42 protein-coding genes are annotated in these 25,148 nt (G+C 60.7%); 1 reads left to right on the top strand and 41 read right to left on the bottom strand.

Annotated elements, in window-relative coordinates; all coding sequences use genetic code 11:
- Positions 1–10: 10 nt before the first annotated feature.
- The 14 genes from AQY21_RS20725 to AQY21_RS20660 form a co-directional block, all read right to left on the bottom strand.
- Positions 11–481 (bottom strand): hypothetical protein, encoded by a 471-nt coding sequence (locus AQY21_RS20725; RefSeq protein ID WP_058099490.1) that lies wholly within the window; start codon positions 479–481, stop codon positions 11–13.
- Positions 478–1,131 (bottom strand): hypothetical protein, encoded by a 654-nt coding sequence (locus AQY21_RS20720; RefSeq protein WP_058099489.1) that lies wholly within the window; start codon positions 1,129–1,131, stop codon positions 478–480. The genes AQY21_RS20725 and AQY21_RS20720 overlap by 4 nt, the downstream gene beginning before the upstream one ends.
- A gap of 2 nt (positions 1,132–1,133) precedes the next feature.
- Positions 1,134–1,826 (bottom strand): phage head-tail connector protein, encoded by a 693-nt coding sequence (locus AQY21_RS20715; RefSeq protein ID WP_058099488.1) that lies wholly within the window; start codon positions 1,824–1,826, stop codon positions 1,134–1,136.
- A 67-nt stretch (positions 1,827–1,893) separates the two neighbouring features.
- Positions 1,894–2,169, bottom strand: coding sequence for a hypothetical protein (locus AQY21_RS20710; protein ID WP_058099487.1), 276 nt, complete (start codon positions 2,167–2,169; stop codon positions 1,894–1,896).
- Between the two features lie 97 nt (positions 2,170–2,266).
- The gene (locus AQY21_RS20705) at positions 2,267–2,458 is read right to left on the bottom strand and encodes a hypothetical protein (RefSeq protein ID WP_058099486.1); all 192 of its coding nucleotides are present in this window, start codon (positions 2,456–2,458) and stop codon (positions 2,267–2,269) included.
- Between the two features lie 67 nt (positions 2,459–2,525).
- The gene (locus tag AQY21_RS20700) at positions 2,526–3,467 is read right to left on the bottom strand and encodes a phage major capsid protein (protein ID WP_058099485.1); all 942 of its coding nucleotides are present in this window, start codon (positions 3,465–3,467) and stop codon (positions 2,526–2,528) included.
- A 52-nt stretch (positions 3,468–3,519) separates the two neighbouring features.
- On the bottom strand, positions 3,520–4,824 hold the full coding sequence (locus tag AQY21_RS29090; protein ID WP_058099484.1) for a hypothetical protein: 1,305 nt from the start codon (positions 4,822–4,824) through the stop codon (positions 3,520–3,522).
- Positions 4,825–4,834: 10 nt separating this feature from the next.
- Positions 4,835–5,503 (bottom strand): XkdF-like putative serine protease domain-containing protein, encoded by a 669-nt coding sequence (locus tag AQY21_RS20690; RefSeq protein WP_058099483.1) that lies wholly within the window; start codon positions 5,501–5,503, stop codon positions 4,835–4,837.
- 83 nt (positions 5,504–5,586) lie between these two features.
- Positions 5,587–6,606, bottom strand: a complete 1,020-nt coding sequence (locus AQY21_RS20685; RefSeq protein ID WP_058099482.1) for a phage minor head protein — start codon at positions 6,604–6,606, stop codon at positions 5,587–5,589.
- Between the two features lie 3 nt (positions 6,607–6,609).
- Positions 6,610–8,346 carry a phage portal protein gene (locus tag AQY21_RS20680; RefSeq protein ID WP_082658199.1) on the bottom strand — a complete coding sequence of 579 codons (1,737 nt, stop codon included), beginning with the start codon at positions 8,344–8,346 and terminating at the stop codon, positions 6,610–6,612.
- 62 nt (positions 8,347–8,408) lie between these two features.
- On the bottom strand, positions 8,409–10,202 hold the full coding sequence (locus AQY21_RS20675) for a hypothetical protein (protein WP_058099480.1): 1,794 nt from the start codon (positions 10,200–10,202) through the stop codon (positions 8,409–8,411).
- Positions 10,203–10,264: 62 nt separating this feature from the next.
- Positions 10,265–10,522: a hypothetical protein gene (locus AQY21_RS20670; protein WP_058099479.1), complete on the bottom strand. Its 258-nt coding sequence runs from the start codon at positions 10,520–10,522 to the stop codon at positions 10,265–10,267.
- On the bottom strand, positions 10,522–10,971 hold the full coding sequence (locus AQY21_RS20665; protein WP_152988305.1) for a hypothetical protein: 450 nt from the start codon (positions 10,969–10,971) through the stop codon (positions 10,522–10,524). Before AQY21_RS20665 ends, AQY21_RS20670 begins: the two co-directional genes overlap by 1 nt.
- A 408-nt stretch (positions 10,972–11,379) precedes the next feature.
- Positions 11,380–11,667 carry a hypothetical protein gene (locus tag AQY21_RS20660; RefSeq protein WP_058099477.1) on the bottom strand — a complete coding sequence of 96 codons (288 nt, stop codon included), beginning with the start codon at positions 11,665–11,667 and terminating at the stop codon, positions 11,380–11,382.
- A gap of 57 nt (positions 11,668–11,724) precedes the next feature.
- On the opposite strand from AQY21_RS20660, the gene AQY21_RS20655 reads away from it, so the two are divergent.
- The gene (locus tag AQY21_RS20655; protein ID WP_058099476.1) at positions 11,725–12,276 is read left to right on the top strand and encodes a hypothetical protein; all 552 of its coding nucleotides are present in this window, start codon (positions 11,725–11,727) and stop codon (positions 12,274–12,276) included.
- Between the two features lie 148 nt (positions 12,277–12,424).
- On the opposite strand, the gene AQY21_RS20650 is transcribed toward AQY21_RS20655, so the two are convergent.
- The 27 genes from AQY21_RS20650 to AQY21_RS20525 form a co-directional block, all read right to left on the bottom strand.
- Positions 12,425–12,709 carry a hypothetical protein gene (locus AQY21_RS20650; protein ID WP_152988304.1) on the bottom strand — a complete coding sequence of 95 codons (285 nt, stop codon included), beginning with the start codon at positions 12,707–12,709 and terminating at the stop codon, positions 12,425–12,427.
- Positions 12,700–13,056 (bottom strand): helix-turn-helix domain-containing protein, encoded by a 357-nt coding sequence (locus AQY21_RS20645; RefSeq protein WP_058099474.1) that lies wholly within the window; start codon positions 13,054–13,056, stop codon positions 12,700–12,702. Before AQY21_RS20645 ends, AQY21_RS20650 begins: the two co-directional genes overlap by 10 nt.
- Positions 13,057–13,088: 32 nt before the next feature.
- Positions 13,089–13,916, bottom strand: coding sequence for an FAD-dependent thymidylate synthase (gene thyX / locus AQY21_RS20640; protein ID WP_058099473.1), 828 nt, complete (start codon positions 13,914–13,916; stop codon positions 13,089–13,091).
- Positions 13,917–13,987: 71 nt separating this feature from the next.
- The gene (locus tag AQY21_RS28805) at positions 13,988–14,269 is read right to left on the bottom strand and encodes a hypothetical protein (protein WP_058099472.1); all 282 of its coding nucleotides are present in this window, start codon (positions 14,267–14,269) and stop codon (positions 13,988–13,990) included.
- Positions 14,270–14,280: 11 nt separating this feature from the next.
- Positions 14,281–14,721, bottom strand: coding sequence for a dUTP diphosphatase (gene dut, locus AQY21_RS20630; protein WP_058099471.1), 441 nt, complete (start codon positions 14,719–14,721; stop codon positions 14,281–14,283).
- 164 nt (positions 14,722–14,885) lie between these two features.
- Positions 14,886–15,350: an N-acetyltransferase gene (locus AQY21_RS28065; protein ID WP_082658196.1), complete on the bottom strand. Its 465-nt coding sequence runs from the start codon at positions 15,348–15,350 to the stop codon at positions 14,886–14,888.
- Positions 15,351–15,583: 233 nt separating this feature from the next.
- Entirely contained in the window at positions 15,584–15,988 is a 405-nt protein-coding gene (locus AQY21_RS20625) for a hypothetical protein (RefSeq protein WP_058099470.1), read from the bottom strand.
- A 34-nt stretch (positions 15,989–16,022) separates the two neighbouring features.
- Positions 16,023–16,277, bottom strand: coding sequence for a hypothetical protein (locus AQY21_RS20620; RefSeq protein WP_058099469.1), 255 nt, complete (start codon positions 16,275–16,277; stop codon positions 16,023–16,025).
- Entirely contained in the window at positions 16,274–16,723 is a 450-nt protein-coding gene (locus tag AQY21_RS20615; RefSeq protein ID WP_152988302.1) for a hypothetical protein, read from the bottom strand. Before AQY21_RS20615 ends, AQY21_RS20620 begins: the two co-directional genes overlap by 4 nt.
- Positions 16,720–17,166, bottom strand: coding sequence for a hypothetical protein (locus AQY21_RS20610; RefSeq protein WP_058099467.1), 447 nt, complete (start codon positions 17,164–17,166; stop codon positions 16,720–16,722). Before AQY21_RS20610 ends, AQY21_RS20615 begins: the two co-directional genes overlap by 4 nt.
- Before the next feature lie 71 nt (positions 17,167–17,237).
- Complete coding sequence (locus AQY21_RS20605) at positions 17,238–17,936, bottom strand: hypothetical protein (protein ID WP_152988301.1); 699 nt, start codon at positions 17,934–17,936, stop codon at positions 17,238–17,240.
- A gap of 16 nt (positions 17,937–17,952) precedes the next feature.
- Positions 17,953–18,318, bottom strand: coding sequence for a hypothetical protein (locus AQY21_RS20600; protein WP_058099465.1), 366 nt, complete (start codon positions 18,316–18,318; stop codon positions 17,953–17,955).
- Positions 18,308–18,535 (bottom strand): hypothetical protein, encoded by a 228-nt coding sequence (locus AQY21_RS20595; RefSeq protein WP_058099464.1) that lies wholly within the window; start codon positions 18,533–18,535, stop codon positions 18,308–18,310. The genes AQY21_RS20600 and AQY21_RS20595 overlap by 11 nt, the downstream gene beginning before the upstream one ends.
- Positions 18,536–18,647: 112 nt before the next feature.
- Positions 18,648–18,875 (bottom strand): hypothetical protein, encoded by a 228-nt coding sequence (locus AQY21_RS20590; protein ID WP_203416593.1) that lies wholly within the window; start codon positions 18,873–18,875, stop codon positions 18,648–18,650.
- Positions 18,876–18,959: 84 nt separating this feature from the next.
- Positions 18,960–19,328: a hypothetical protein gene (locus tag AQY21_RS20585; RefSeq protein WP_058099463.1), complete on the bottom strand. Its 369-nt coding sequence runs from the start codon at positions 19,326–19,328 to the stop codon at positions 18,960–18,962.
- Positions 19,329–19,365: 37 nt separating this feature from the next.
- Positions 19,366–20,112 carry a hypothetical protein gene (locus AQY21_RS20580; RefSeq protein ID WP_058099462.1) on the bottom strand — a complete coding sequence of 249 codons (747 nt, stop codon included), beginning with the start codon at positions 20,110–20,112 and terminating at the stop codon, positions 19,366–19,368.
- A gap of 394 nt (positions 20,113–20,506) precedes the next feature.
- Positions 20,507–21,412 carry a PhoH family protein gene (locus tag AQY21_RS20570; RefSeq protein WP_152988300.1) on the bottom strand — a complete coding sequence of 302 codons (906 nt, stop codon included), beginning with the start codon at positions 21,410–21,412 and terminating at the stop codon, positions 20,507–20,509.
- Between the two features lie 39 nt (positions 21,413–21,451).
- Positions 21,452–21,781: a hypothetical protein gene (locus tag AQY21_RS20565; RefSeq protein WP_058099459.1), complete on the bottom strand. Its 330-nt coding sequence runs from the start codon at positions 21,779–21,781 to the stop codon at positions 21,452–21,454.
- Positions 21,778–22,131: a hypothetical protein gene (locus AQY21_RS20560; RefSeq protein ID WP_058099458.1), complete on the bottom strand. Its 354-nt coding sequence runs from the start codon at positions 22,129–22,131 to the stop codon at positions 21,778–21,780. The genes AQY21_RS20565 and AQY21_RS20560 overlap by 4 nt, the downstream gene beginning before the upstream one ends.
- Positions 22,128–22,577: a hypothetical protein gene (locus tag AQY21_RS20555; protein WP_058099457.1), complete on the bottom strand. Its 450-nt coding sequence runs from the start codon at positions 22,575–22,577 to the stop codon at positions 22,128–22,130. The genes AQY21_RS20560 and AQY21_RS20555 overlap by 4 nt, the downstream gene beginning before the upstream one ends.
- 185 nt (positions 22,578–22,762) lie before the next feature.
- Positions 22,763–23,194 carry a hypothetical protein gene (locus tag AQY21_RS28800; RefSeq protein ID WP_152988299.1) on the bottom strand — a complete coding sequence of 144 codons (432 nt, stop codon included), beginning with the start codon at positions 23,192–23,194 and terminating at the stop codon, positions 22,763–22,765.
- A gap of 81 nt (positions 23,195–23,275) precedes the next feature.
- Positions 23,276–23,482, bottom strand: coding sequence for a hypothetical protein (locus AQY21_RS20545; protein WP_058099455.1), 207 nt, complete (start codon positions 23,480–23,482; stop codon positions 23,276–23,278).
- Positions 23,460–23,660, bottom strand: a complete 201-nt coding sequence (locus AQY21_RS20540) for a hypothetical protein (protein WP_058099454.1) — start codon at positions 23,658–23,660, stop codon at positions 23,460–23,462. Before AQY21_RS20540 ends, AQY21_RS20545 begins: the two co-directional genes overlap by 23 nt.
- Positions 23,657–24,049 carry a hypothetical protein gene (locus AQY21_RS20535; protein WP_058099453.1) on the bottom strand — a complete coding sequence of 131 codons (393 nt, stop codon included), beginning with the start codon at positions 24,047–24,049 and terminating at the stop codon, positions 23,657–23,659. Before AQY21_RS20535 ends, AQY21_RS20540 begins: the two co-directional genes overlap by 4 nt.
- Positions 24,046–24,168 (bottom strand): hypothetical protein, encoded by a 123-nt coding sequence (locus AQY21_RS30045; protein WP_255374815.1) that lies wholly within the window; start codon positions 24,166–24,168, stop codon positions 24,046–24,048. The genes AQY21_RS20535 and AQY21_RS30045 overlap by 4 nt, the downstream gene beginning before the upstream one ends.
- The gene (locus AQY21_RS20530; protein ID WP_058099452.1) at positions 24,168–24,506 is read right to left on the bottom strand and encodes a hypothetical protein; all 339 of its coding nucleotides are present in this window, start codon (positions 24,504–24,506) and stop codon (positions 24,168–24,170) included. The genes AQY21_RS30045 and AQY21_RS20530 overlap by 1 nt, the downstream gene beginning before the upstream one ends.
- A gap of 135 nt (positions 24,507–24,641) precedes the next feature.
- Complete coding sequence (locus AQY21_RS20525) at positions 24,642–25,124, bottom strand: hypothetical protein (protein WP_058099451.1); 483 nt, start codon at positions 25,122–25,124, stop codon at positions 24,642–24,644.
- Between the last annotated feature and the right edge of the window lie 24 nt (positions 25,125–25,148).

Here is a 25,148-nt window from a genome sequence, read left to right as displayed (position 1 = left end):
TTCTTACTCCTTAGACACGGGTGTAGGGGTCATTAGGGCGACACCTGTAGCTGACATCGACCACAAGAATTCCCGACACATACTTGTCGAACGCTCCGTCGATGTCAAGTTCAGAGCCGCTTTCGCGGGTATTGATGGCAAGGCCGCCCCATGTGATGTCCTCGCCGATCCGGGTCGATACCTGCCCGAGGCAATGATTGAGGAAGGTGGACGGCTCGTCGCCTTCGTGGATGCGGACATGGAACTCCAATACCACATTCAGGAAGTGCATCTCCCAGCCGGTGCCCTCCTTGATCCGCTCGGACGTGTCGTAAAGTCCGAGGGCGAAGTTCTCGTTGGCGATGTCCGATTTGGTGATCGGCTTTCTGGTCACCAACCCCCACGAGATGTCGCCGGGTTGTGCCGGGGCGGACTCGAAGCGAGCTTGAATGGCCTGCATGATCCGCTCTCGGACGGTATGCCTTGTCGGTTCTGGGGTCATCCTCCCATCCTTTCCGTGATCACGCGCTCGATCACTTCGATTGCTTTTTGATCGAAGTAGGGGACCGCGACGCGCTCGATGGTGTCTTGCATGTTCAGGCGCGGGCGTATCCGCACCTCTGGCTTCAGCAGGTAGAGCGGGGCGATGTCCTTCCGCCCGCGCTTCTGGAAAATGATCAGGTTTCCCTTGCGGGACTTGGCGACGAAGGTGTTGAGCCAGTCCCGTGCTCGCTTCTTCAGGGGGATGCCGCGCGCGTCCATGGCGGCTGGCAGCGGGATCGTCAGGTATTTCGACTTGGCGCGGATCACCCCGCCGGTCTCATGGATGGCCCAGAAGCCGGAAGAGATCGAGCCGGAGACGTTGTCGAGTCGTCGCGCGCCGGTGACCTTGACGGATTTGTCCATGGCAGCCAGTGCCTCGCCGCTGCGGCTTTGCAGGCGCTCGGAGAAATTGACCACGCCGCCGTTCCAAGGCTGCCCGTGCTCGGCCCGGACTTTTTGTGCAACCAGTTGCAACGCGCGCTTCAGTTCGGCGGATACCGGCTGTGCGGCCCATGCCACCGCCGTCTCAAGCGCGGTCTCGGCGTGTCGAAGCCCGGCCTCGAAATTGGCGAAGCTCTTTTTGCCGATCTGGATAGAAATTTGGTGCATGGTCAGCCTCTGCCGAGGATCGGCATCCGGAAGCGGCGGACCAGCCCCTGCGCCTCTCGGCAAAGCCCGGTGCTGACGTTCCAGCGCCCGGTGGCGACGGCGGTCTTCTCGGAGACGACGCCACGATCCACTGTCAGGCCGACATTGTCGGCGCGGTGACGTTTGAACAGGAAGGCGGTCTGGAATTTACAGGCCAGCTTCAGCGCATCGGGCGCGGTGCCTGAAAGTGTGCCCTCGTTGTCGGGTTCTATGCCCGCCGTATAAACGACGCGAAGACCGCGAACGGTTTGAATGGTGCCGCGCAGCAGGTCGAACTTTCCCGTGACCCAGTCGATACGAAACAGCGCGCCATCAACTTCGGTGTCAGGGCCGAATGCCCCTTTGGGATCGTAGAACACCTGCGCACCTTCGGTCTGATCCGGGAAGAGGCCGGTCAGGGTGAAGGTCTGTCGGCTCGACCGGACAACGGTGCCGCTTTCGCTGCATCCCAGAAGGTCTACATCGGTTTGGTATGTGTGCCTCGTGTCGAAGTCATCGGTGATCTCGTGGCGGTCAAAGCGCCTGCGCGTGGCTTGCTCAAGCTCCTCGGTCGCGGCAAGGATCAGGCCCTCGATCACCGCGTCATGCTGCACATTGTTGGGGCGAAGCTCAATGAACTCCTTGGCTTCTGCTAGGGTGATGAGAGGGCGGGTCACGGCTTTCTCCTGTTCTAAAAGAAAGGCCGGGGATGTCCCCGGCCATGTCCTTCTCACGGTCCCCGTGTCAGGCCGCCGGTTTGGCGCGGCTCCGGGGCGCAGGGTCATCCGACGCCGGAGCGAACGCGAACTTGGCGCGCGTTTCGGTGCGCGTCTCGCCGCCGTAGGTCAGGGTGATCTCGTCCACCGCCTTCTCTTCCAGTTCTTCCTTTTGCGCTTCGGTGACATCCCGGGGGACGCCGCGCTTGAAGGTCAGTTCCGTCGGATGCTTGGGGTCCGTGCCCGGAAAGATCATGGTGTAGGATTTGCCCGAAACGAGCGTCGCGCTGTATTTGTTGGTCATGGCGTCCATCCTTGTGCTTGCCATTTCACGGGGTTTCGATCCTCGCCCAGAACTGGGCGACTACTGGGAAAGCCCCCGAGGGGGCGATCCGGTGTCCTTATTCCCCGCCCTCGGGTTCGTCCGGCGGCAGGGGTTCGTCCGGTGGCAGGGGTTCATGCGCTTCGGGGATGGTGATGACCCCTTGAGCATCCTCGCCGAAGACCTTGCGGGCGATGGCGTGCAAAATCTGCGTGGGGTTGGCGTGGGTTCCGCCCACGATCTCCCCCTGACGGTTCATCTTGATCGACATGCTGATCTCCTAAATCGCAGGCTACAGGTGTAGCGTGAGCAGGTCAATCCCGCTCACGCCGCGAAGGTTACTGGCCGAGGCCGACCAGCTTCACCGCCGCTTCCTCTTCCTCGATCTGGATCGCGACGCGCATGGTCAGCACGATGATCCACGACCGGGCGCGGATGTCGCGCTCGCGCTCGATGCGGATGTTCCGCTGGATGCCGAACAGAATGTTCTGCGGGTTCAGCAGCAGGCCGTTCTGTTCCGGCATCAGGGCCACGCCCTTCAGCGGAACGCCCAGCACCGGCAGCGGGGCGTTGCCGGTCAGGATCGCGTCGCCCAGATCGGTGCCACGCGAGGCGACCGCCAGACGGTAGTCGCTTTCGACGTCCATCGACGTGAAGAAGCGCATCGCGTTCAGGTTGCGCCGGAACCGGGTCGGCATCTGCTTCTTCATGGAGTTGAAGATGGCCGCCGAGATCGGGGCACCGTTGGCGTTCACCACGTTCGAGGTCAGCAGCTTCAGCACGCCATCCTGCGAGGCAAGGAAAGCGTCCGACGAAGACGTGTCGGCGGTCAGCAGAAGCTCTTCGAGGTCGAGGGCGACACGCTCGGCCAGCAGCGCCATGATGGTATCGACCAGCGCATCCTTCTCGATGTTGTCTTCGAGCAGGTCATCATGCAGGTGGATTTCCGCGATGAATTCCTCGGTCTTCATTTCGACCAGACCGAAGTCGGGCTTCGCCCGCTGCGCCGCAGGCAGGTAGCGGGTGTTGGTGCCGTCATCCTGCGCGCCACCGCCGCCGGTGCCCGGGGCCTTGCGCAGCACGCGCGACCCGAAGCCGATCTTCGGAATTTTCATCTCCGGAGCGCCCATGTTGACCGAGCGGACTTCACGGAAAATGGTGGGGGCGTCGATGACGCGCTGGAAGAACCGGCCCTGATGCTCGGGATCGAGCACACCACCATTGGCGGTCAGGTCGGCGAGGGCGAGGTCCGCGCGGCGGACGGCTTCAGGCGTGGACATGATGTGTCTCCTTTTTCATGTCTGGGTGTTGGTGAGCGAGGGTTTGCCGTGATCAGGACCAAGCGCGATCATGCGTCTGGACGCCGAGGGCCGAGCGCAGGCGGCGGGCGGCGGCGGCCTGCTCCGCTTTCTGCTTTGCCTCGGTCTCGGATGCTTCCAGCTTGTCTTGATCCAGAACGGAGCTTCCCTTGCGCGACTGGGCAGGGGTTTCCTGCGCGGCGCGCTTCGCTTCGTCGGCCTCGGTGGTCGTTTCCACCTCTTCCGACGCCGCGCTTTTCGCGGTGACGACTTCGGCCAGTTTCGCGACCTGCGCCGTCAGCGCATCAACAGCCACCTGCCAGTCGGGCTTATCGGCCTTGGCTTCGGTGGTGGCGTCCGAACCCTCTTCCGCCGGGGCGGCAGGGGTCTGGTTGATCTTTTCCGCCGGGACGGTGCCGACGGCGGGATTGTCCACATTCAACGACCCGTTGGCGATTTTGTCGGCGGTAACAGGCACGTCGGCGATCTTGTCGGCGGTGATATTCCCAGAGTCCTTTTGCAGGTTCGCCCGGAACGCCGCTTCCAAGGCAGACAGGGTGCTGGACATGGCCGAGCCGAGCACCACGATCAGGCCGCTCGCGTGCGCGCGGATGGCGGCGACATCTTCGTCGGTCAGGTCGGTGTATTCCGCATCTTCGACCATCCAGCGCAACGTGCGCAGCACATCGTAAAGCTGCGAGGTTTCATACATGCCCTTCAGGGTCAGTTCGACGCCCTTCATTGCGTCTTCGATCTCGCCCGTCTTCTCGGCATTGTCCTCGGGCGCGCGGTCGTCGGTCTTGGTCTCGTCGGCCTCGCTGGTGCCCTTGGTGCCGGTGATTGCAACGGGTTGCACCGCCGAGGCATTGGCCGTGGCCGCCTCTGCGGTGGTTTCCTCCTCGGTCTTCTCGACCTCTTCCGGTTTCGCCAGCTTGCCGACGAAGGCCGTGACGCCGTCCACCGCACCATCGACCTTCTCGACGCTGCCTTCCTCGAACTGGGCATTGGTGTTCTCCACCTCGAACCCGCCATCGACCGCCTTCAGGGCGTAGTCGGAATAGCCGCCTTCGGTCAGCCACGAGCGAACGGCCTCTTCGGTGGCGAAGGCTGCGCCGGTGAAGCGCAGGGAAACGATGTCGAACCCTTCACGGGCGCTGATGCCTTTGGACATGGTCTTCTCCTTTGGGATTGCGTCCGCTTCGCTGGCCTCTGGCGCGACCGACTTGATGGTCCGAAACGGTCTTTGGTTTGCACCCGCCTTGACCAGCGACACGAAGGCGGGCTTCGGGTCGGTGAGCGCGCGGGCCTTGACGTGCTTTGTGGTCGGTGAACGCTTCATGTGTAGCTCCTCAAAACAGATCGAAGCGATGCGAGTGGGAGTCGGCCCCCGCCTTCTCGGTGTAGGACGCTCGCCTGATGTGATGCACATGCCCGTCCGGCCCGGGGGAAGTGATGCCACGGCGGATCAGGCCGCGCTCGTCCACCTGCACGAAAAAGGCGTGCTCATGGTCCGATCCCTTGTCGCTGCGCGTGCGCCCGACATGATCCCGGATTGTGCTGACCTCGGCGATGGTTTCGACCGGGCGCACCATAGCCTCGAAGGAATACCCGTTCAGTTCTCCGGACTTGACCGCGCCCCAGACCGTATCGTCCGGAACCTTCACCACCAGAACCCAGCTTCCCTCGGTGAAGTCCGGGTCTCCGGAGCGGGCGATATAGCTCTCGACAGGGAAAGACCCGTTGGCGACGTTGTCGTGGTTCGTGTCGATCACTTCGGAAAGGTTCAACTGCATGAACCGATGGCACATCACACGGATGTCTTCCGGGGTCATATACTCGCCATAGGTGTCCAGCACGAAGGGCGCATAGACCTCTGCATAAATCAGGCGCTCGTCGTCATCCATCCGACGGATCGGGCAGACGCGCTTCACTTGCTGCGTCTCGGCATGGTCAACCGATTTCCGGCACCCTTCGGCGCGGAGGCGCTTGAATTCTGAAAGGACGTCGGAGGGCTTCATTTGCAGCACCCGCTTTCGTGGCGATGGCTACATGTGTAACTCGTGAAAATGTAGCCGTCAACCTCGGTGCAACGGGTTGCAGATCAGAGCAGGATAATCGTGGATCGGCATCGCGGGTGCATAGGCGGAACCATGACGCCAAGCAGACGCAGATCGTCATCAGACATCGCCAGCAGTTCTTTTACGCTCGGCCACGGAGCGATGTCCTTTACATCCTCCGGGTCTTCAAGCTGGGCAATCTGATCCATCAGGGACATGGCCGAGTCCACCGACCATGTTGTTCCGTGCAGGGCCGCGCAGATTGTCGAAGTGCGTTCGTCCATCACGGCGGTATATTGGTAGGTCCGCTTCCCGAGCGACACGCCAGCCCGCAGCACGCCGTAGTGATAGGACCGCGACGCGGCCACGTTTGCCACCACCTGCCAGTAGGGCACGGATTTGAGGCGCGCATTCAGCGTCTCTTGGACGATCTTGTATCCGGCGCGAGACCCGGCCATGTCGCCGCTGACGGCGCGCTCGACCGCAGAGATCAGGGCGGGCATGGCCTGCCGGTTGAAATACTCGTTGGTGTAGTATTTCCCGGCCCGGACCATGCCGTCGATGATGCGGTTGCGAAATATCGGGTCGAGGAAGACGGCGCTGTTGGTCTTGTAAACTCCGGCGGCCACCGCATTCGTCATGGCTTCGCTGAACCTCTGCGCGGTGCCCTTCTGCCAAGACTTTGCGCGCCAGAGGCGATCCGCCTTGTAGATCGCCTCGTAGACATCATCGGCGCGCATGTTCTCGGTCAGCAGGGGGGTCAGGATCGCGCGGATTTCCGGAGCGAGCGCCATGGCCTCTTCAGCCATCGCCAGAGCGGCCTCTAGCTCGTATTCAGCGAAGAGATCATCCCCGGGGCCGAGGCCAAACGACCGCAGGGCGCTGTCCGGCATGGCAGCAGCCCCCTGCGAACGACGAACGGCCAGAGCCGTGGCTTGAACGGACATGTCGTTCAGGGTGATGTCCGGCTCTGGGCCGTGCAACCCGTTGCAACCGACATCCGGGTCGCCTCCGCAGGTCTGGTGCTCGCCCAGCAGGTCTTGATCTACGTCGATCCAGAACATGACCTATGCAGCCCTTGGCGCGCGCTGGCGGACGCTGGCGTTGATCGCTTCGTCGGTCACCAAGCGTTTCCGGATCGTCAAAAGGCTGTCTCGGATAGACTTCGAGGTGTCGTCTTCCTGCTCTTCCTTTGGCTTGGTCCCGGAATTCCCCGGCTGCGGGGCCTGACCCGGAGCCTGTCCGGGTGCGCCAAGAGAAACGCCGGATTTCAGGATTTCATCCCAGCCCTCTACCGCGCCACGCGCCGCCAGCGCCCTGACCACGCTGAACGGGAAGTTGCCCCATTCTTCCTTGATCGTGGCGATGTTCATATCGAACAGTTCGTTGGCGATGCCGATGGCGATGTTCGGCGTCATGCCGCCCACCTTCTCCAAGGCGTCCAGCGCCTTCAGCACGTCTTCCGGATCGGTGATGCGCGGCGGGTTCAACCTGATCTCCCAATGCTTCAGGTCGTAGTCACCGAAGATGTGTTGGTTGATCATGCCTTCGTCCGAGACCCGCTCCGGGCCGAACACCTGTGCCTCGGCAACCTCTTGCGATGCCTTGGCGGTGGCGTGGCTGTAGTCCTCGGACAGTCCGACGAAGATCGGTGGAAGCCGGAAGGCGGACCTGATCTTCCCTGTTTCGACCTTGCAGTATTCGAGGAACAGGCCGTCGCTTGGCCGGTATTCGGACATGCTCTTCAGTTCGATCTGCGGCGGCGGGATGCTGCCGTCATCTGACGCGGCGTCTTCGTCGCCATAGGCTTCGATCACCACCACGCGGTTTTGCGCCATGCGGCCTCGAACCGCTGTCAGATGGCTTTCGATGGCAGTCAGCGACGCTTGGGTGATGGAGCCGCCTGCAACCGTGATCACCATGGCCGGGATGGCGTTCTGGCGGAAATAGTCGAGGTTGGTCAGTTCGGCCTGTCGCGTCCCCATCACCGACGGAGTGACGTGCATCCAGCGCGGTATGCCGTAAGCCTGCCCGCCGTGGTAAATCGTGCGGTGGATGATCTCGGTCGCGGTGTCCTCGTAGGACAGGCTCTGGTTGACCTCCCCGGTGCTCGGGTCGATGGGTCGCGGGTCGCCGAATTCCTTGAAGTAGACCTTCTTGGTTCCGCGCATCTGCACATAACGCCGGAACTGTTTCCAGACCTTGCGTTTGACCGCGCCGTCGGCCCGGGGAATGATGACCTCGACTTGAACCGGGTCGCGGTCCACCTCGGTCAGGCGCATGAGGTGGCCGGGAACGTGCCAGCAGGCAGAAATCCGCTTTTTCTTGTCTCGGGCGACCTCGATGTAGCCGTTGCCGATGGTTTCGACATCCCATCGCACCCGGCGCATAAGCTCGGTCATCGAGTATTCTTCGTTCGGGTGCTTCATAAACAGGCGTAGAAATTCAGCCTCTGCCTTGGCCTCCGCGCTGTCCTGCTGCTCGCTCTCCCCAACATATTCGAGGCGATGACCGTGGCCGGGGACGTTGGTCACCATGACGTCGATGCACTGTTTCAGAACCGAGTTGTCATCGGCCATCTTGATCAGCGCCGCGAAGTTGAACGGCGGCTGGATGATCTGTCGGGAGTTCCCGCCAAGCGTGCTGGTGGAGAACGGATCAGCAATCTGCTGGGAGACGTATTCCCCTCGGATCACCTTTTCCAGCACCGGGTCGGTGGCGTCCGCCTTGGTCCCCACCACGACCAAAGGAGCGCCCTCACGGCGCACACGGGTCTCCCGACCGACTTCGCTCGTTTTCGACATGGCCTGCGCTCTCACATGGACGGGTTTTCGCCACCTTACGAGAGCGCAGGCTACATTTCAAGCTAGTCCAGTTCGACCATCCGGCGCGTTGTGGATGCGGCAGCCAAGGGTGCATTGTGCTCCGGATCGAAGTCGATCACCCGTTGCAACTGGTTGCACGCCGAAGACATCGCCTGCATCAGGACATCGGACGTCGGAACCAGCAGGTTTTCAGACAGGCCGGTGAACGCCGTTTTCACCACCTCGATCAGACGCAAAAACGGCAGGCCAATGCGGGAGGAGGTGTAACCAGTTCCTTTTGCCCGCGTCAGACACCACAGGGCGTCGTGCCTTGTGACGGCGTCAAACCGCATATAGCTGCTGTATCTCTTATCGTCGTCCAGTTCCGTGACCACCTCACGGCCCCATCCGGGGGTGGCGAAGACCACGCCCTTGGGCAGGGGGCTGCGAACGGACCATACTCGGTTGCAGGACATGTCGATGCCAGACTCCCTGATCTTTCTGGCGACCAAGGAAACATCGTTCATGGCGATGTCCATCGCCTGTGGCAAGCCTTGAACCGAATGCACGGTCTTGGTCATGTCCGGGCCGAGACCACGCAACACGACAGGGCGGTTGATGGCGCAAGCCGATAGAGGAACCTGCACGCCAAAGCAGTAGAAACCCGGATAGGATTGCACGCCCCAGACCTTCCCTCTGATCGACATCAGAAGGTTGGTTGGGAGGGCGAAAAGAAAGCGATATGCGTCGGGCTGAAGATGGATGAAGACTCTGCCTTCCGCCGCGAGCCAAGCGTCCCTGTCCGGACTGGACCGAAGTTCCTCATGCTCGATGCAACCCATAGCTTCGGAGCCAGCCCGCTCCACGCTGCGCGCCCGGAAAGGGACATAGGCCGTCATGCTCGGGGTAAGTCCGAGCATGAACAGCTTGCCGAACGCCAGATCGCGGAAAGGGGAGGCCGAAACCATGGCGCTGTCCGGCATCTTGAACCGGATGTCGCCAGTCCAGTCGAACGCCCGCGCGCGGGGCGTCTTCCCCGCTTTCGGTTTCAGCGATGCGGCGATGACGTCCGGGCCTTTCTCCCGGAGCAGCTTATGGACGAGCGGGTTCTTGGACCGAGTGATGGTGCCCGGCTGCACGCGCGCGTCTTGACTGCGGATGTGATCGAAATATCGAGGCGACCCCTCGCAATGGGCGATCAACCAGAGATCGTTCCAGCCAAGGAAATGCAGTTGCCCTTCAGGGACGTCGGCTTCGACCATGAGCCGGACCCGTATTCTCGGGCAGAGGCAATCGCCGGTTTCCTCGTAGAGCTTCATGTTGATCAGAAGCGGATCGAAGCCGAGGAACGCGAGATCATCGTGCCCTTCCTGAATGACGACGTGCATCCGCGCCTTCGTGTCGTCTTCCTTGAAGATGGTCCAATGATCAGTCTGGATCAGGGGGAGGGCGTTCCTGAAGACCGACGATGTTTCCCCCACGGTATCAACCCGGAAATGCCTGCCGGTCACCCGACCCGGGCGAGCCGGAATGACCAGCATCGGGCGCAGGGTGCCTGCCGCGTTGCCCATGAACAGGACAACGCCGGGCTTGGCTTCGATTTCCTCGCGCAAGCGATCAAGATCGACGTCGTCGGCAACGACAAGGGCCACCACGGGCGATGCAGCCAGCGGAAAACCATCAGAAGCCACCAAGTCCGGGTGCGGAACGATGGCATATCCGGCGATCCGGGTCTCGATTTGGTGCCGGAAGCGTTCGACGTCGATGACGCGCTTCAACTGGCTGTCGATGGCGCGGGCCTCCTCAAGGAAGTCTCTGGCGCATCCGCGTGTGTCCGAATAGGTGATGGTTGCCACGGTGGTCTCCTGTCTCTGACAGTAAGACTGTAGCAACTACTAAATTATTTGTCAACACTTTTCTAAAGAGCGCGAGACGGGTTCCTGCGCTCCCTGCGACTGTCGCGCTGCGCACGCGGGGACACGGCAGCCTTCACGGCGTCATGTTCCGAGAGCGCGGCGTCGATCTCTGGTGCAACCAGTTGCAGCGCGGCTTCCGCCTCCTCGATCCTGCGCAGCAGGTCGCTGGGGTCATATTTTACGCGGAGATGCCGGGCAGCGGCCATCGCACCCGCGATGAACCCGAGAACGAAAATACCGACAGCCACGGCAAAACCCATCAGTCCCAGCCTTTCTTTACGGCCCCATCGGCCTGCACGGTGATCTTGTCAACCATGTGCTCGCCTTGCAGCTTGAACATGAACACGCGCCAGAAGGGGCGGCGCGTCCCAAAGCCGCGCGACGGCTGGATGAAATACCCCTCGGCCACCTTGTTCCGCACCTCCTTCACCATCGGGTGCTTGTCCAGATCGAGGTCTTCCACGACCCGGTCATCGAGCTTGATGTTGCCGGTCCTTCCGTCGAAGGCCACTGGCTTGCGGAAGTAGTGCGTGATCGCCCGAAGGACGGCGGTGTAATGCTTCCGCAGATGACTGGGGAACTGCCCCGTCACATAGACGTAAGCTGCCCGATCCAGCATATCTTCCCGGGTCTTTTCCCCATCCTGCATCATGGGGGCAAAATCGCCGTATACAAGGCTCCGCTCTTCAGCGCGAAGTTTCGCTGCCACTTTATTCTCCATCCAATACGAGTCATGGGCCTACACTGTGAAAGGTAAAATCGCTTAACCTACATGTCAAGGATAATGGACCTGCCTCTTTGTGTAGCCCATCCGCGTGTTGCAACGGGTTGCACACTTGTTCGCAGGTTTCCGCCTAGACTCGCTATCCATCTCGGCAGGAAGACGCCGACAGCGAACTCGTGCTCCGTAACCGAAATTCCGATCACCGGCGGTCGGCGAAACGACCCTACCTGAAGGAGAATGTTTGGTAGGTCAGGGGCGTCCGCACCGCGCCCTTCCCAAATGGTCACGTTCAATGTGCCGAGCAGCCGCCGCAGACTGTCGCGATCCTGACCGCGCATCGGCGCGTAGCCGATGTTCAGACGGAAGGGCAGGAGGCGGACATGCTCCGGCAGATCAGGCACAGCCCGGTTTCCCGAGCGCGCGGTCATAGTGGGCGACGATCTTGGCAAAGGCGTCGTGGCTGTTGGCGAAAGAACCGAGGTCGATCCATTTCCCGTCGAGCAGGACGTGCCCGGTCTTTCCTTCGGGAGAAGGGACGATCCGGCCAAGGATGACGGACTTGTCGCCGACACGGCGGGACACGTCGTAGGCGCTGGCATTGCCGCGACCGGGGGTGTCGGCTTCATTTGTCTCTTTGGGTCTTGACGGCGAGCGTCTTTGGCGAACGGTGATTTCGTTCATGGTTCTCTCCTCTGGGTTTGCATGGTAAACTGGGGCAGGGCAAGACAGGGCAGCATAATGACCGACAAGAATGACAGACTTCGCACGCGCGTCGAAAACGCGCTTGAGCACGAGCCGATCTATCGGGGCATCTATGGTCGGAAGCGGTTGACTGACCTGCTGCCGACCGGCGTCGGGCTGAAGGACATCCTGCCTCGTCTTCTGGTTCTGGTGACCGGGCCGTATCGCGACCGCGTCGAGGTGCTGGAAGCGGACAAGAAGACCAGCGCGGCGGAAAAGCGTGCGCTGACCCGGAAGACCGAACAGACCCCGGACGTGGTGATCTATGAAGACCTGACCTTGGCCGAGGTGCAGGACATGCTGCGCCTGCGGGACGAGGGTTTGACACAGACACGGATCGCGACGCTCTTCGACGTGCCGACGGCCACGGTGAAGCACATCTTCTCGGCGATGGATGGCAAGTTGTCGTCCCGGGTGGTCTACAACGCCGAGATGCGCCGCCGCCGTAAGGCGACCCTTCGCAGGCCCACGACCACGGGCGCGCGCGCCATCGAGATCGAGGACACGCCCCCGGAGCCGGAGGTCGAGGCAATCAAGGCGGCAGAATGATCGGCGGGCGCGGTGCATGATCTTATATACCACAACAGAAATTATTCGTCAACACAAAATGGAAACGGCGGACCTGACCTGATAGGGGTCTCGATCCGCCGTCCGGCTCACGCACGTTTTGGTGCTTGGTAAAGTTTGATAACCTTTATTATGTCAAGTGAGCGGTCAGCGCATCCGCGATCAGGATTGCCGACTGGCTCCGCACCTTCAGATCGTCCGGAGCGACCACGACGCAGACGATGCGCCCGTCTTGATCGTGGACCGAGACGTCGCGTGCATGAAACGGGCCACGATACTGAACCGCTGCCGATGCAACGGGTTGCACGGTCTCCTCGGACTGATCCACGACAGGTTCGGCGGTGACCGCGCTTTCGGCGATTTGCGCTGCGGTGTCCGGATCGGGCTTGATGCGACGTTCGCGAGTCATTTCCATTCTTCCTTTCCTTGCAGGCGCAACAGCGCCAGTCCTGTGATGCGGTAGCCGCTGCCGTGCTTGGACTCGATCTCGACACCGTGCTCCTTCAGCGCGCGGCGCAGCTTGTGGACATAGACCTTGATGATGCGCTTATCGGTGCGATGGCCGTCGCCATAGGCCGCGCCAAAAATGTCGCTGGTGCTGACGAATTTTCCCCCGGCGGCAACGATGGCCGACAGGACAGCATAGACGCGATGGGTGAAGCTGACGCCTTGAGGCAGGTGCGCCGGATGCGGGATCGGCACCTGCTTGCGCAGCATGGCGACCTCGGTTTCAAGCTGGGCGACGCGGTCCGGGGAACCCATGGTTTTTTCTCCGATGCTACACATGTGGCTTATCATACCTTGTGGTGCTCGAATTTCCAGACCCAGTCGCAGCCCCACGGCGCGTCGATCTTCGTCAAAGCCATGTCCTGATAGATGGCCGGGAACCGTTCCTTCATCAGGTGGCCGAGGTCGATGGTGAACGCGCGGATTTCCTCCTCGGCATGGATGTCGGTGCGCGAGGCGATGATGTGTCGGATAGCGCGGTGGTTGGCCGAGAAGATCAACGACGTCTTCAGACCGTAAGGCGCGAACCGGCGAAAGGCCGAGGTCAGGATTTTCTTGATGGCGAAGCTGGCGATCCGGTCGATGCCGGTGATCTCCCCAAGGCGGCGCTGGAAAAGTTCGATGCGGTTGAGCAGGTCAACGCCTTCCGCCTCGATCTTGGCGATCTGGTCGTCGTCAAGCTCCCCTGCCCCGCGAGCCATCTCGAAGCCCTTGGGCCAGTAGAAGCCCAGCTTCTCGATACGGCAAAAGCGTCCACTGGTCTGCGATATGGCCGTGCCGACGCTGTGGCGGACCAGTTCATGGGTGAGGACTGGGGTGACGTCCAAGATGGCGAAATTGACGGTCGCGTGCTCCAACACAGAGCCGTGTCCAGACTTCAGGATATTGCCGATATAGGCTTGGTTCCCTTCCCGGACTCGGGTCACGTTCGGGTTGATACCGGGCGCGAAGGACAGGTAGCACATGCGCCCAGCAACTTCGGCGATTTCCTCGCCGCCGCTGGCTGCGTCGGTGCTGAAGTCGTATGCCCCGACGTGTTCAAGCAACGCGGTCATGCCGTCGCGATTGACGGCGGTCTCCCCGATCAGGAGCAGTTTGGGTGTGATGGTATCCATGGCGGACTCCGGGCTACAAGTGTCGGTCTGGTGGACATGAAAAAGGGGCGAACAGCGTCGCCCCGCATTGATCAGTGTTCGTCGGTCTGCCGCTGCGGATTGTGTGCAGGCGTGCAACGGGTTGCAAGACCGAAGAACAGGAAGAAGACCCATAGCAGGATCACAGCGAGGCGGATCACCATCAGCGTGACGCTTCCTTGCCGGTCAGCCAGATAGGTAAAGGCCGCGTCGTCGTCACCGCCGAGAGCCTGTTCGCGCAGCGTCTTCACGACCACCACGCGCCAGAAAATGACCCCCGCGATGAAATACAACGCTGTCAGGGTCACGGGCCAATAGTTTACGATGTGTTGCATAGTGGTCACAGTCAGTTTCCAGTCGATCCAAATCCGTTCTCGCCCCGCTGCGTGGCGTCGAGCGTATCAACCAGAACCATCGGCAGCCTCGGGACCATGGAGACAACGCCTTGCGCGATGCGGTCTCCGGGATGGATCACCACCGGCTCTTCGCCATGGTTGATGATCAGAACCTTGACCTCTCCGCGATAGTCGCTGTCGATTGTTCCGGGGCTGTTCAGAACCGTGAGACCTTCCTTCATGGCTCGACCGGAGCGCGGGCGGACCTGAAGCTCGTAACCAACTGGCAACCCGACGTAGACCCCGGTGCCCAAGAGACGACGCTTCCCCGGAAAGACCGTCTCGGTAGTTTCGCTGTCGAAAGAGAGGTCGAAGCCTGCGGCCCCTTCCGTCTCATAGGTGGGAAGTTTCGCATGGGCCGTGCGTGGCTTGAAACACAACGCGATTTGCATTGGGGTGCCTCTCAATGTGTAGGAACTAATACAGGTCTCTGACGTTAACCTAACTACCCTCTAAAGAGAGTCGCAGTCAACCCTGAACGGTAAACGACTGACGATTTTATTCGGCAATCCATGCGGCGTTATCAGGGTCGCAGGTCTTTCCGAACTGGTCAGGTTCACGGCACATTGGAGGAGTTGCCGATAGGCGGTTGTCGTCGCAGCATTCTATCGCTTCCCGGTGCTATCCGGACAAACCCAAGAGTTGCGTAGAAACGCGACAGATCGTCGCGGCTCGGGCCTCCGGACCCGGAGTCAAGCGGGTCCACGGTTAGCTCAACCGTAAGTCGCAAAGCGTCTGTTTTGGCAAGGATTTCCGAGAGAATGCGCCGGGCGATGCCCCTTCTCCGGTGCTCTGGTAAGACCATGATCTCATTGATCGTGACTCGGTCCAGCCACCATCCCATCGCGAACAGCGCCACTGGCCCGCCGTTTCCCGGCACGGCTGCAATCCAATAAGGCGAGTCATTGTCTTGCAGCAGATCGAAGCCCCCTGCCCCACCAGCGAGCAATTCGTCGATTAGCTGCTGGTATCTTTCCATGGCGGCTTGGTCTAGTGTGGTCGGGTTTACACCTGTAGGCATCAGATCATCCTCCAACGCCTCTTAAATAACACTTCTTATATTATTCGTCAATAGTTTTCGACTGGGCAAGAAAAAAGGTGCAACCCGTTGCACCGGATTGCACCCTCTCCTGTATTCCCAATCCTGTCAGAGACTTAGGCACACCCATCGACCCGATGATCGACTGTCAGGAGGACTTCAACCTACCTCAATACAGATTCAACGTCAATAGTCTTGAGGGTGCCCTTGCCTGCTTACTTCTTGCCCCTGCGGTTCGAGCGTCTGCGCACCGGCGTCGGGTTGTTGGCCGGGGTCACCTCCTTGGGCGGCTCCGGCTGCGGAAGAAGCTGGTCGAGCTTGCCTTCGACACGCTGGATGTCGCGGGCGCTCGCGAGACCGAGTGTGCCCGCCACCATATCCTTGGCGTGTTCGACACCGTCGTTGATGCCGACGTTGTAGCCGATCTGCACGCCGGTATTCAGGGCGTCGATCATGGCCTCGAAAACGCCACGGGTCTGATCGTCATCAAGGCCGTCGAGGTGCGCCATCTCCACCTTGAAAAGCGGCTCTTCGTCTTCCGGCTTGAACAGCACGACCCTCCCTTCGTCCGGGCGGTCTTCGATCTGGTAGTCATCGGCGTTGAGTGCTTGGGGTCGCATTGCGTCTCCTCTGGGGTGATGTCCTGTCGGACGGTTAACGGGATTTCTTCATGTTGGCGCGGGTCTCTCGGACGATCACCGTCAGCGCCAGAAGGTAGGTCAGGGGCAATGTCACCGGCCATGCGGCAGCCAGTGGGTAGTGCCACGTTGATGCGAACCACCCTGCCCCGCGCATGGTGCGAGACGGAGGGCACTGTGCTGGCCGCAGGGCCATGACCCCGATGCCATGGATGAAGGCCGAAAGCGGGAGGACCAGAAGCACATAAAGGATTGCGCCCGCGATGATCATTGCGGCTCTCCTGTCTGATGGGGCATGTGATAGGAGACGAATTCTTCGGGGGAGGAGAAGACGTTCTCCGGAACGTCCGGGGCTTGCCCGGCGATCTGGGTGGACAGGTGCGCGTGCGTGGGAACGCCTCCGACCTGTGCGATGTGACCGACATTCGCCCGATAGGCGGCAACACCTGTGCAATGATGCTGACGACTCACGTCGCGGTCCTGAAACCCGGGCGACATGTGGCAGGCGATGGAAGCGGGGGAGTGCATCGCGTCCAGATACATTTCCGGCGTGTAGCCGCCGAGGTAACCGGGTGCAGCGTCACGGCGCAGCGGGCATTCGATGCAGAGCACAGGTTTGCATGGCTTCATCGGCACTCGCGACGTCACGATCCCACCCGTGGTTTCCTTGGTGTGTCTGTTGCCGTGCTCGCAGCGTGGGGTTCTGGTCGGTTTCACGCCACGTTCTCCCGCTCGGATGCCCAGAAGTCGAAAGCGGACCCGCACCAGTCGGATACGATCTCTTCGATGGTCGCCGGGCGGGTGATCCCCGCATCGAAGTCCATGTCGTCGTCGGTGGTCCAGCCATCGCCACGACGATAGATCGCGGTGACGTCTTCCAGCACGAAAATCCCTTCACGGCGCGGGCAATCGGCAAGACTCTCGACGGTGTAGTCCAGAAAGCCGCCGTAGCTATTCTCGTAGCTCGCGGCTCCAACGACATCGGCATCGCTGACAATCAATGTCCCGTCCACCTTGAAATTTTTCCAGCCGAACTTCTTCCAGAGGGGGTCATATTCAACCACCTCGAACATGACATCTTCCGGGTGGCTGAAGTCGAAGACCTCGTGGCCTCCCTCTTCGTCGCGGTCATCCGCAATCTGAAACAAGTTGCAATCCATGATCTGCCTTCCTCTCTGACAAGATCAGTATATGAAATTCCAATTTATTCGTCAACACATTTGTAATGGAGTCAGGTCCAAGGAAATTCACCCGACAGACCGCCACTCCATGCGAGAAGCTGGAAAGGCGCGAGATTGAAGATCGTCTCGCCGCGCGATTTCATCCGCCGCTCACCGTCAAGGCGATATGCTTCCATGATCGCGTCCATGCCAACCTGTCCGAGGCGAGCTTGCTGGATCACCGTTCCACCAGCCCACTCCTCGATCTCTATGAAGGGACGGTTCGGAATAAGCCGAAAATCATGCTGGCTCCCTACGGCGGCGAGGCCATCAACGCGACCGAGGATGAAACTCTCCGGTTTGTTCGGGTCCATGGTCGGGTCAACAAACCCGAGCGCCTTTCCGTCCTCGACCATCTTGGACAGCACAGATTGCTTGGCAACGGGCTTCATGCCCTTGTGCCGCCGGATAGCGAGGTAAGGGCACATGCGCAGCGAAGCGGCTCCGCATTCGTGATGCACCGGACCGTCGTTATACATCCCGCGCGGGTCCAGTGCTGATCCCGGCCCGCCGATCATCCAGACATCGTCCCGGTCCATTCCCTGCCCACAGACGCCGCACAGGCCCTTGGACAGGCATTCCAGAACTCGGCGAATGTCATTGACGATGAAGTCCGGGTTCCCAGCGTCATCCCGGAAGACAACGTAGGGGATGGGCAGCCCGCGTCGGTCTCGTGGTAGAGAGGCGATGCGAGGGGATTGCGCGATCACGGCTCCGATCCGATCTCTAGCGATCACCGTTCTTCCCCCTCACGACATAGCGCCGCACGGTCTGGGCCAGAACACTGGCCGGGATGGTGGCGGACACCGTCTCCCCTCTGCCATCGGTTCTGGTAACCAGCCCGCGACCGGCCAGAGCCTGCGGGAAGCCCTGAACCTCGAACCAATATTTTGGGTCTTTGAACAGCCCCTCGTCGTCCACAAAGATGTGGTGCCCTGCCGGGCCACGAACCACCGCTATGCCGCTGACCGGGTGCAGCGGATGGCTAAGCGCAGCGTAGATCGCCTTCAGATCGTTCTCGATCTCGATTTCCCGGATCATAGGTTCGTCTTCCCCGTGGAAGGGGTCGATCAGTAACGCCTTAATCAGCACGGGGCACCCCCTCGACCTTCAGGTATTTGATGCGGACGGCGACGCCGGGTGCCGCCTCGCCGTTGCGATGCACCTTGCGCGACGCGCGGATGGCTTCGTCCTGACGGGCGTAGAGCGTCGCTTCGGCTCGCTTATCCGCCCATCGACGCTGGCTCTCGTTCCAAAAGCGATCCGGGCTGTCCTTCTTGCAACCAAGAATGAAAAAGGCGTGATCCATCTGCCCCTCCTTGAAGGCACCTGTTGGCGCGGTCTCTGACAAGACCTTAATACCATGTTATAGATTGTTTGTCAACACATAGGGGAAAAGAAAAGGGCCTGTCGGCCCTCCCCTAGTTCCCGATCAGCTTGAGCGTGAGCGCAAGAGCCGCGCCGATCACACCGGCTATTGCCGTCATGGCGGTGCTGCCGACCACGACCGGAACCCACGTCGCTTCGCGAGCGATCTTGCGGGTCTCGGCAAGGAGTTTGCTGATCTCGGCATGGGTCTTGTCGATTTCCGCGAGGCGCTGGCGCAGGTCCAGACCTTCCATATCCGTGTGCTGGGATGCGTCTACCATCGTGTCGTCCTTCCCTCTCTGACACTTAGACTTTAGCGACCCCAAGATTGTTTGTCAATGACAATCTCGTGCAACCCGTTGCAATCATTCCTCCCAGATGGGGTCATCAGCGGCATAGACCTTCCCGACCACTTGACCCCGGGCGCGCTTGCCGTCGGACTCGAACTCCATGTCGATGAGACGGACGAAGCACTTGCTCAACGGCCCGGACTGCGAAGCGTTCCGCAGGTATCCGACAAAGTCGGCGTCCTCGGACATGACGTGAATTTCCTTGTCCCGGCTATACAGCAGGGCGGATTTCCCCTCGGCGTCGATCTGCAATTTCAAGATCGGTAGGATGACGCTGCCATCGACCTCGTGCGCGATGTGCGGATTGGCCCCCTCTTTGTCCACGATGTTGATAACCGCCAGCGCGTTCTGATCGACATTAGCATTCAGATCGTCTTCGCTCATGCGAAAAGCTCCTTTCCGTTTCTGTTATGCAGCCCTACTAGGCGGCGACTTCCTTTTTGAACCCTTCGGTGGCCTTGGCCTGTTCGATGAAGGGCCGCCAGATGGTGTCCCAGAACTGAACCAGACGGGGTTTCATACGGGTGCAAGTCATCTCGTAATATTCCGGGAAGGCGCATTCGCTGCGGAAGTCGCTGATCGGGCCGAACTCTCGGATGCGGCGCAAGGCCCCATGGGCTTCCCGTCTCGAACCCTCGGTTAAGGCCCATTTCAGTTTCCACTTCGCATCCTCGCGTTCCTTCCGGATGCGCTCCTCTCGGGACGGGGTCTCATAAGTCACCCCGGAGAGAAGCTGGCAGAAGCCTTCCGCGCCCATCGTGTCGTGGTCCCTGTTCCTGATCTGATCCATGACCTCCTGTGCCTGCGAGCGGGACAGGGTGCCGTCCTTGCGCCATTCCCGAACCGTGCGGATGGTCTCCTTGATGGAGGTATCCCAATCGAACTCCCACGCGCTGCTGCCGACCAGTTTCTGCATGAAATAATGCCGATCTGTGCTGTGGAGCCATCCCCACCACGTTTCGCCCTCTCCCCCCGCGTGAGACCAGAAATGCTCATAGCATCCGAAGTCCCCGAGAATTTTTAGGCTGATGGTGAAACTGGTCTGTCCATCCAAACGCCATGTGCGAACCTCGCCTTTGACCATGATCGTGACGTGGTTCCCAAGCCTGTCCGAGATATTGAAGCACTCGTATTTGGACAGGTCGTCGGGTTTGATCATAATGCTCATGGCAAATCCTGCGGTTCGGGCTTAGAGAGTTTTCTTCCTGTGGCGCGACCCTCGCCCCCGGAGTAGAGAGCTTTCAGGATATGGCGTTTATCATCCCGGCGGCGGGCATCCATCCGCGCCAGAACGCGGACCTCAAGCGACGAATAGTCCACGTCCACCAAGGGGGAATTATCGGGCGCGGAGAACCGTTTCCCCGTCTCCGCGCCCAAGGCCCGCCAATCCGACGTGTCAGAGAGGGAGGCGGCGGGCCTGTCCTGTCTCCGATTATTCTGGGCGATACGCCCCGCTCTGGTCGCCGCCGGTATCGGCTGGCGCTTCTGGTCATGCCTCATGGTCTCGTCCTCTCTGACAAGACCTTTATACAACACCCTATATTGTTAGTCAACACTTTTCTTCATACGGCGTCGAAGACCGGGATCGGTGCAACTGGTTGCATCTTCCCGAACGGCCCCGGTCCCCGAGAACGGACAGACCAGAAGGCCCGGGTGAACGCACCGCAGATGCCGGAGCGCACGATGTCGTCCATGCCGAAGGCGACGTGGCAGGTGCCGTCGATCTGGAACTCTTTCGAGACGCGGATCGCGTGAGCGAGGCCCGACATTCCGGAGATGTCCTTCTGATCCATGTCTCCGTTGACCACCACCTTGCAGCCCTCCCCGAGGCGGGTCAAGAACATCTCCATCTCGCCCGGCGTGGTGTTCTGCCCCTCGTCAAGGATGACGAAAGCATTGTCGAAAGTCCGCCCGCGCATGGTCTCGAAAGGGACGATGTCGATCTGCTTGTTCTTCAGCGCGTATTCCACCTTGGAGCGACCAAGCACGTCGGTCAGCACCTCGATCAGCGGCACGGCCCAGTGGGCGATCTTCTCTTCCAGCGTGCCAGCGAACAGACCGAGGGTCGGCCCGGCAGGCACGTTCGGGCGGGCGAGGATGATCCGGCGAACGTCCTTGGCGGCGAACATCTCTGCGGCGACGTGGGCTGCCATGTAGGTCTTGCCGGTTCCGGGCGGACCGGAGACGAAGATCACCTGCGCCCTGCCCTTCAAGGCGCTCATATAGGCGATCTGGTTATTCGTTTTTGCCACGACCCGTTTCAGGGTCTTTGGGGACTGGCTGTCCTCGGCGAAAACCCCCTGTTCTATCTGCTTGTCGTGATAGCGCGAGGGACGCGCCTCCCGCTTGCTGACCCGGTCGGTTGCGCGTGTCTTCCCCATTTGGCCCATCCTTGGCTTGAAGGTGTGCCCCCAGTCTAGGATATGTAGCTGACGCACGCAACGCGCGAAAACGGAAACGGGCTGCAAGCTCTCACCTGCAACCCGTTGCAACGCCGGATCAGCTTGTCAGGCGGTTAGGGCCTTCCGGGCGCGGACTGGCGCGATCTGCGCCTCGATCTTGCCGTCATTCCCGACACGCACCGCTTCGCCCATGGACGCATCGGTGCAGAGCCGCCCGAAGCGATCCTTGAACAGGGAGACATCGCTGCACAGGCACCGCTGGCTGACGTCTGGATGCGAGGTGCTGCCATCGGCGTTCAGACGGATGTATCCGCCCTTGGCCTTGGCGAACAGCCCGCCCTGCCATTCGTATACCGGAACCTGCTGGAACACGCCCTTGCTGGACAGGACGACAAAATCGCCTTCGAGAACATTGAACCCGGTGCTCTTTTTCATGCTGCGGCCCCCTTCACCCAGCCCGGGAAGTGTCGATCCAGAGCCTCGTTGAAGTGCGGAAGCGCCGCCCGGCGGAAATCCATGAGCGGAGCGTCATAGAGGATCGGCCCGCCTGCTACCTCCAAGGTCTGGGTGAAGGTGACGCCGCGCCAGCGAACCGAACGCGACAACCGGATGGTGCCGTTCAGAGGCCAGCGCGCCGCCTCGACTATGCCGACCACCAGAGAGTCACGATCCTCGGACACGCCCTCGATCAGCGTCGGAATGACCGGGGGATGCTTGGCGGCAGCTTCCCCCACGACGGCACAGACACGCCCGAACTGGGCGGCGGATGTGTCGATGGCAGTCATTGCGTCGGTTCCTTGGTCTTGGGTCGCCGGGTGCGCGCGTTCGGGGTCGCCGAAGCGCCCTGCTTCTCGACGGCGGACGTGACCTTCGGCACATATTTCTTGACCCAGAAGACGGTGAAGCCGCCCGTCAAAGCGGCCTTGCGGATTGCCTCTTCGCCATGAACGCGCTTGATCTTCTCTTCCAGCAGCGCGACGGACAGACCATAGCGATCCGTGCGCGCCGTCATCCGCAGCGCCTCGCCGAGGCTGATGCAGCCGATTTTCCCTTCCAACACGAAGTCGCCGAGGGAGTTCCCGTCCTGATCGTGCAGCATGAGCTTGCCGCTAACCCGGAAGTCGTCGTTGAAGTCGATGCACTTCAGGTCGATGAAGGAGAAGCGATCCTTTTCGGGGATGAACGGGTCCACCAACCCTAGCGCGGGCATGGCTTCGAGCGGCTTCGTCATGGGTCTCTCCTATATGACGGTCTCTGACGATGACATCTTATAAGATGCTGTTTTATTCGTCAACACTTATGTAGGAGGGTGCCCGAACCTCGATCAGACAGGGAGGAGGAGACCGTGAGGTTCGGGCTGGCGACGAACAGGGAGGGACGTCGATATGACATCTGTAGCCCGCGCTTTACAGAATGTCAATGCGGTTTCTCACAGAAGAACGGATCGCTGCCCGGATCGTAGAGGTAGGGATCAACCCCAGCCGGGAACGCTTTGAAGACATCAGCTTCGTCTTCCGGGCGCGGCGGAAAGCACGGGATGATGTGTCCCGGGAAAACTGCCTCGTAGGCGATGATCAAGCCCTCGGGGTTGACCTCGAATTCCCGAACCAAGGTGACGAAGATGCTGCGGCCCGCGTTTGCCAGCGCATCGCGCAGATCAGTTCCCATGGTGCGCACGATCATGGTTCCGGTCGGGCCGGATACTGGCATCCCGTCATCGTCTACCCAATCGGTCTCATCCTCGAAGGTGATTACGACGGTGTAAGGGTGGTGGTCAGGGCTGTCGGGTGAAATTTGCTTGTCGTTGACGTCGCAGAAGTCCGGGACTTCGGGTCTGGTGCTGGGCATGGTGCAACCCGTTGCAAGGTGTCTTTGCACAAGTCTAGCGTGCGAGAAAGGGCGGGTCTAGTCCCCGCCCTGCCCGTCTGCTCATATAAGCCCGCGCTCCTTGGCGATCCACTCCGGAAGCTGAAGCTCCCACGTCTCGATGCCGGTCTGCTCGATCTCTCCCTGCGACTTGGGTATCCAGACGGCTTTGTCATTGTCCCCATCAAGAGAGACGTGCCACGCCTTATCCGTCTGCCGGTGCTTGAACACCTCGACCGTGACGATACTATGCCGCCGCTGCACCGTCATCCGCGCCCCCTACCCGAAGATTGCGCAGGGCTTGCCGGGCGTCGCACAGCGCGGCCAGTTTCTCATCCATGAAGCCGATCCCGACGACCTTCGACCAGATCACCTCGCCATTGTTGACGGCCTCCACGGTGACGGTCCCGGCGGCATGGTCTTTCTTTTCCCGGACGTAGCGGTTCATGCGGTGCTCCCTTGGCAGCTTGCGGAGATGATGTTGCGATATGTGCTGAAAAGCGGGATGCGCCAGCCGACCACCTTGAAGGTGCAGGTCTGCTCGCGCCGGATCGCGCCGTAGATGTCGGAACTGTTGAATTTCCAATGCCAGACGCTGTCCACGTTCTGAAAGGTCTCACCCTCGGCGAAGATCAGATAGCGACTGGTGGCCCCGCCATTGCCACCCGATTCCACGATGCGCTCCTTGTCGATCACCTTGGCGGTGACCGTAGCCTCGCTGCGGTTGTAGGCGATGGCAGGAACCAGAACGGCGGCCACCATTCCGACCACGACCATCGCTCCCGCGAGAAACACGGCGCGATCTCGCACGCGCCCGCGAGTGGAATAGACCTTCATTTCATACCTCTTGGTTGCAACGGGTTGCACAGCCGCACGAATACAAGCAGCGGCGCGTAAACATAGGCGATGCCGAGAAAGGGGACCGGGACCGCGACAAGGCCGAGATGCGTGAACATCAGGTTGCCCCCTTTCGGTCCGCGTCGGCGATGATCTCGCCCGGGACGGCGTCGAACACCAGCTTCGGAACCAGCATGTCTCCGACGACATAGTTGCGTTTTTCCTTCAGACGCGCGATGTATTCACGCTGCGCCCGGTCGCTGGTCAGACGATTGAAATGGGTCCGGTTGTAGTCGATCATGCCGTCGATCACCTCTTTGGTGACGTCGTCCGGCATGTCTTCGATCCATTGCCTCTGGGTCTTCACCTGCCCTTCGCTGCGGATCAGTTTATCCAGCAGCTTGTTGAGCCGCCCAATCCGCTCGGGCTTCCATCCGGTGGTATCAATGTGCGCCATGTGGCCTCCTGTCTCTGACCCCCAAGATATACCATGCTCTAGTTTGTGCGTCAACACAATTGTATGATCATTGCACCCCGTTGCACGAAAAAGCCCCGCCGAAGCGGGGCCTGCTCTCGCCGCCGTTCTCCGGTTTCACTTCGCGGCGGCTGGCACATAGTTGTCAGGCTTCGGGAAGGCCACGTCTTTCAGCGCCTCGAACCGGACCAAGCCGCGCGTCTTGCGGTTATGGTTGAACATCCGCATGTGGACCTGCCGAGCATGGCGATCCGTCACCCGGACCTCGCGGATGTGCAGGTTCCGGTCATCGAACAGCTTCATCACCTTGTAGACGGTGGCCCGGCTGATGCTGTTGATCCGGCTGATGCCGTCGCGGTGCAGGACCACGATGCCGCGATCCATGTCGTATTTGACGACGCCGATCAGCTTGCTCACGCCGCGCGCTTCACGAATGGCCGCGTGGGCGTCCTGAAAATACTCGGCAGCGACTGCGGGCGTGGCGCTGCCCGTGTAGGTAACCTTGCATTCGGCGGGGGCCGGGACGCAGGTGTAGCTTTGGCCCGCGCTCGCCGCAGATGCGGCCATGGCGATAAGGGCGGCGGCGATGAATTTAACCATGATAGTCTCCTCTGGTATGGTTAA

Source organism: Paracoccus sp. MKU1 (assembly GCF_001447385.1).
Lineage (GTDB): Bacteria > Pseudomonadota > Alphaproteobacteria > Rhodobacterales > Rhodobacteraceae > Paracoccus.
The sequence above is the reverse complement of the archived record's forward strand: the minus strand, read 5'-3'. Positions and strand labels throughout refer to the sequence as shown.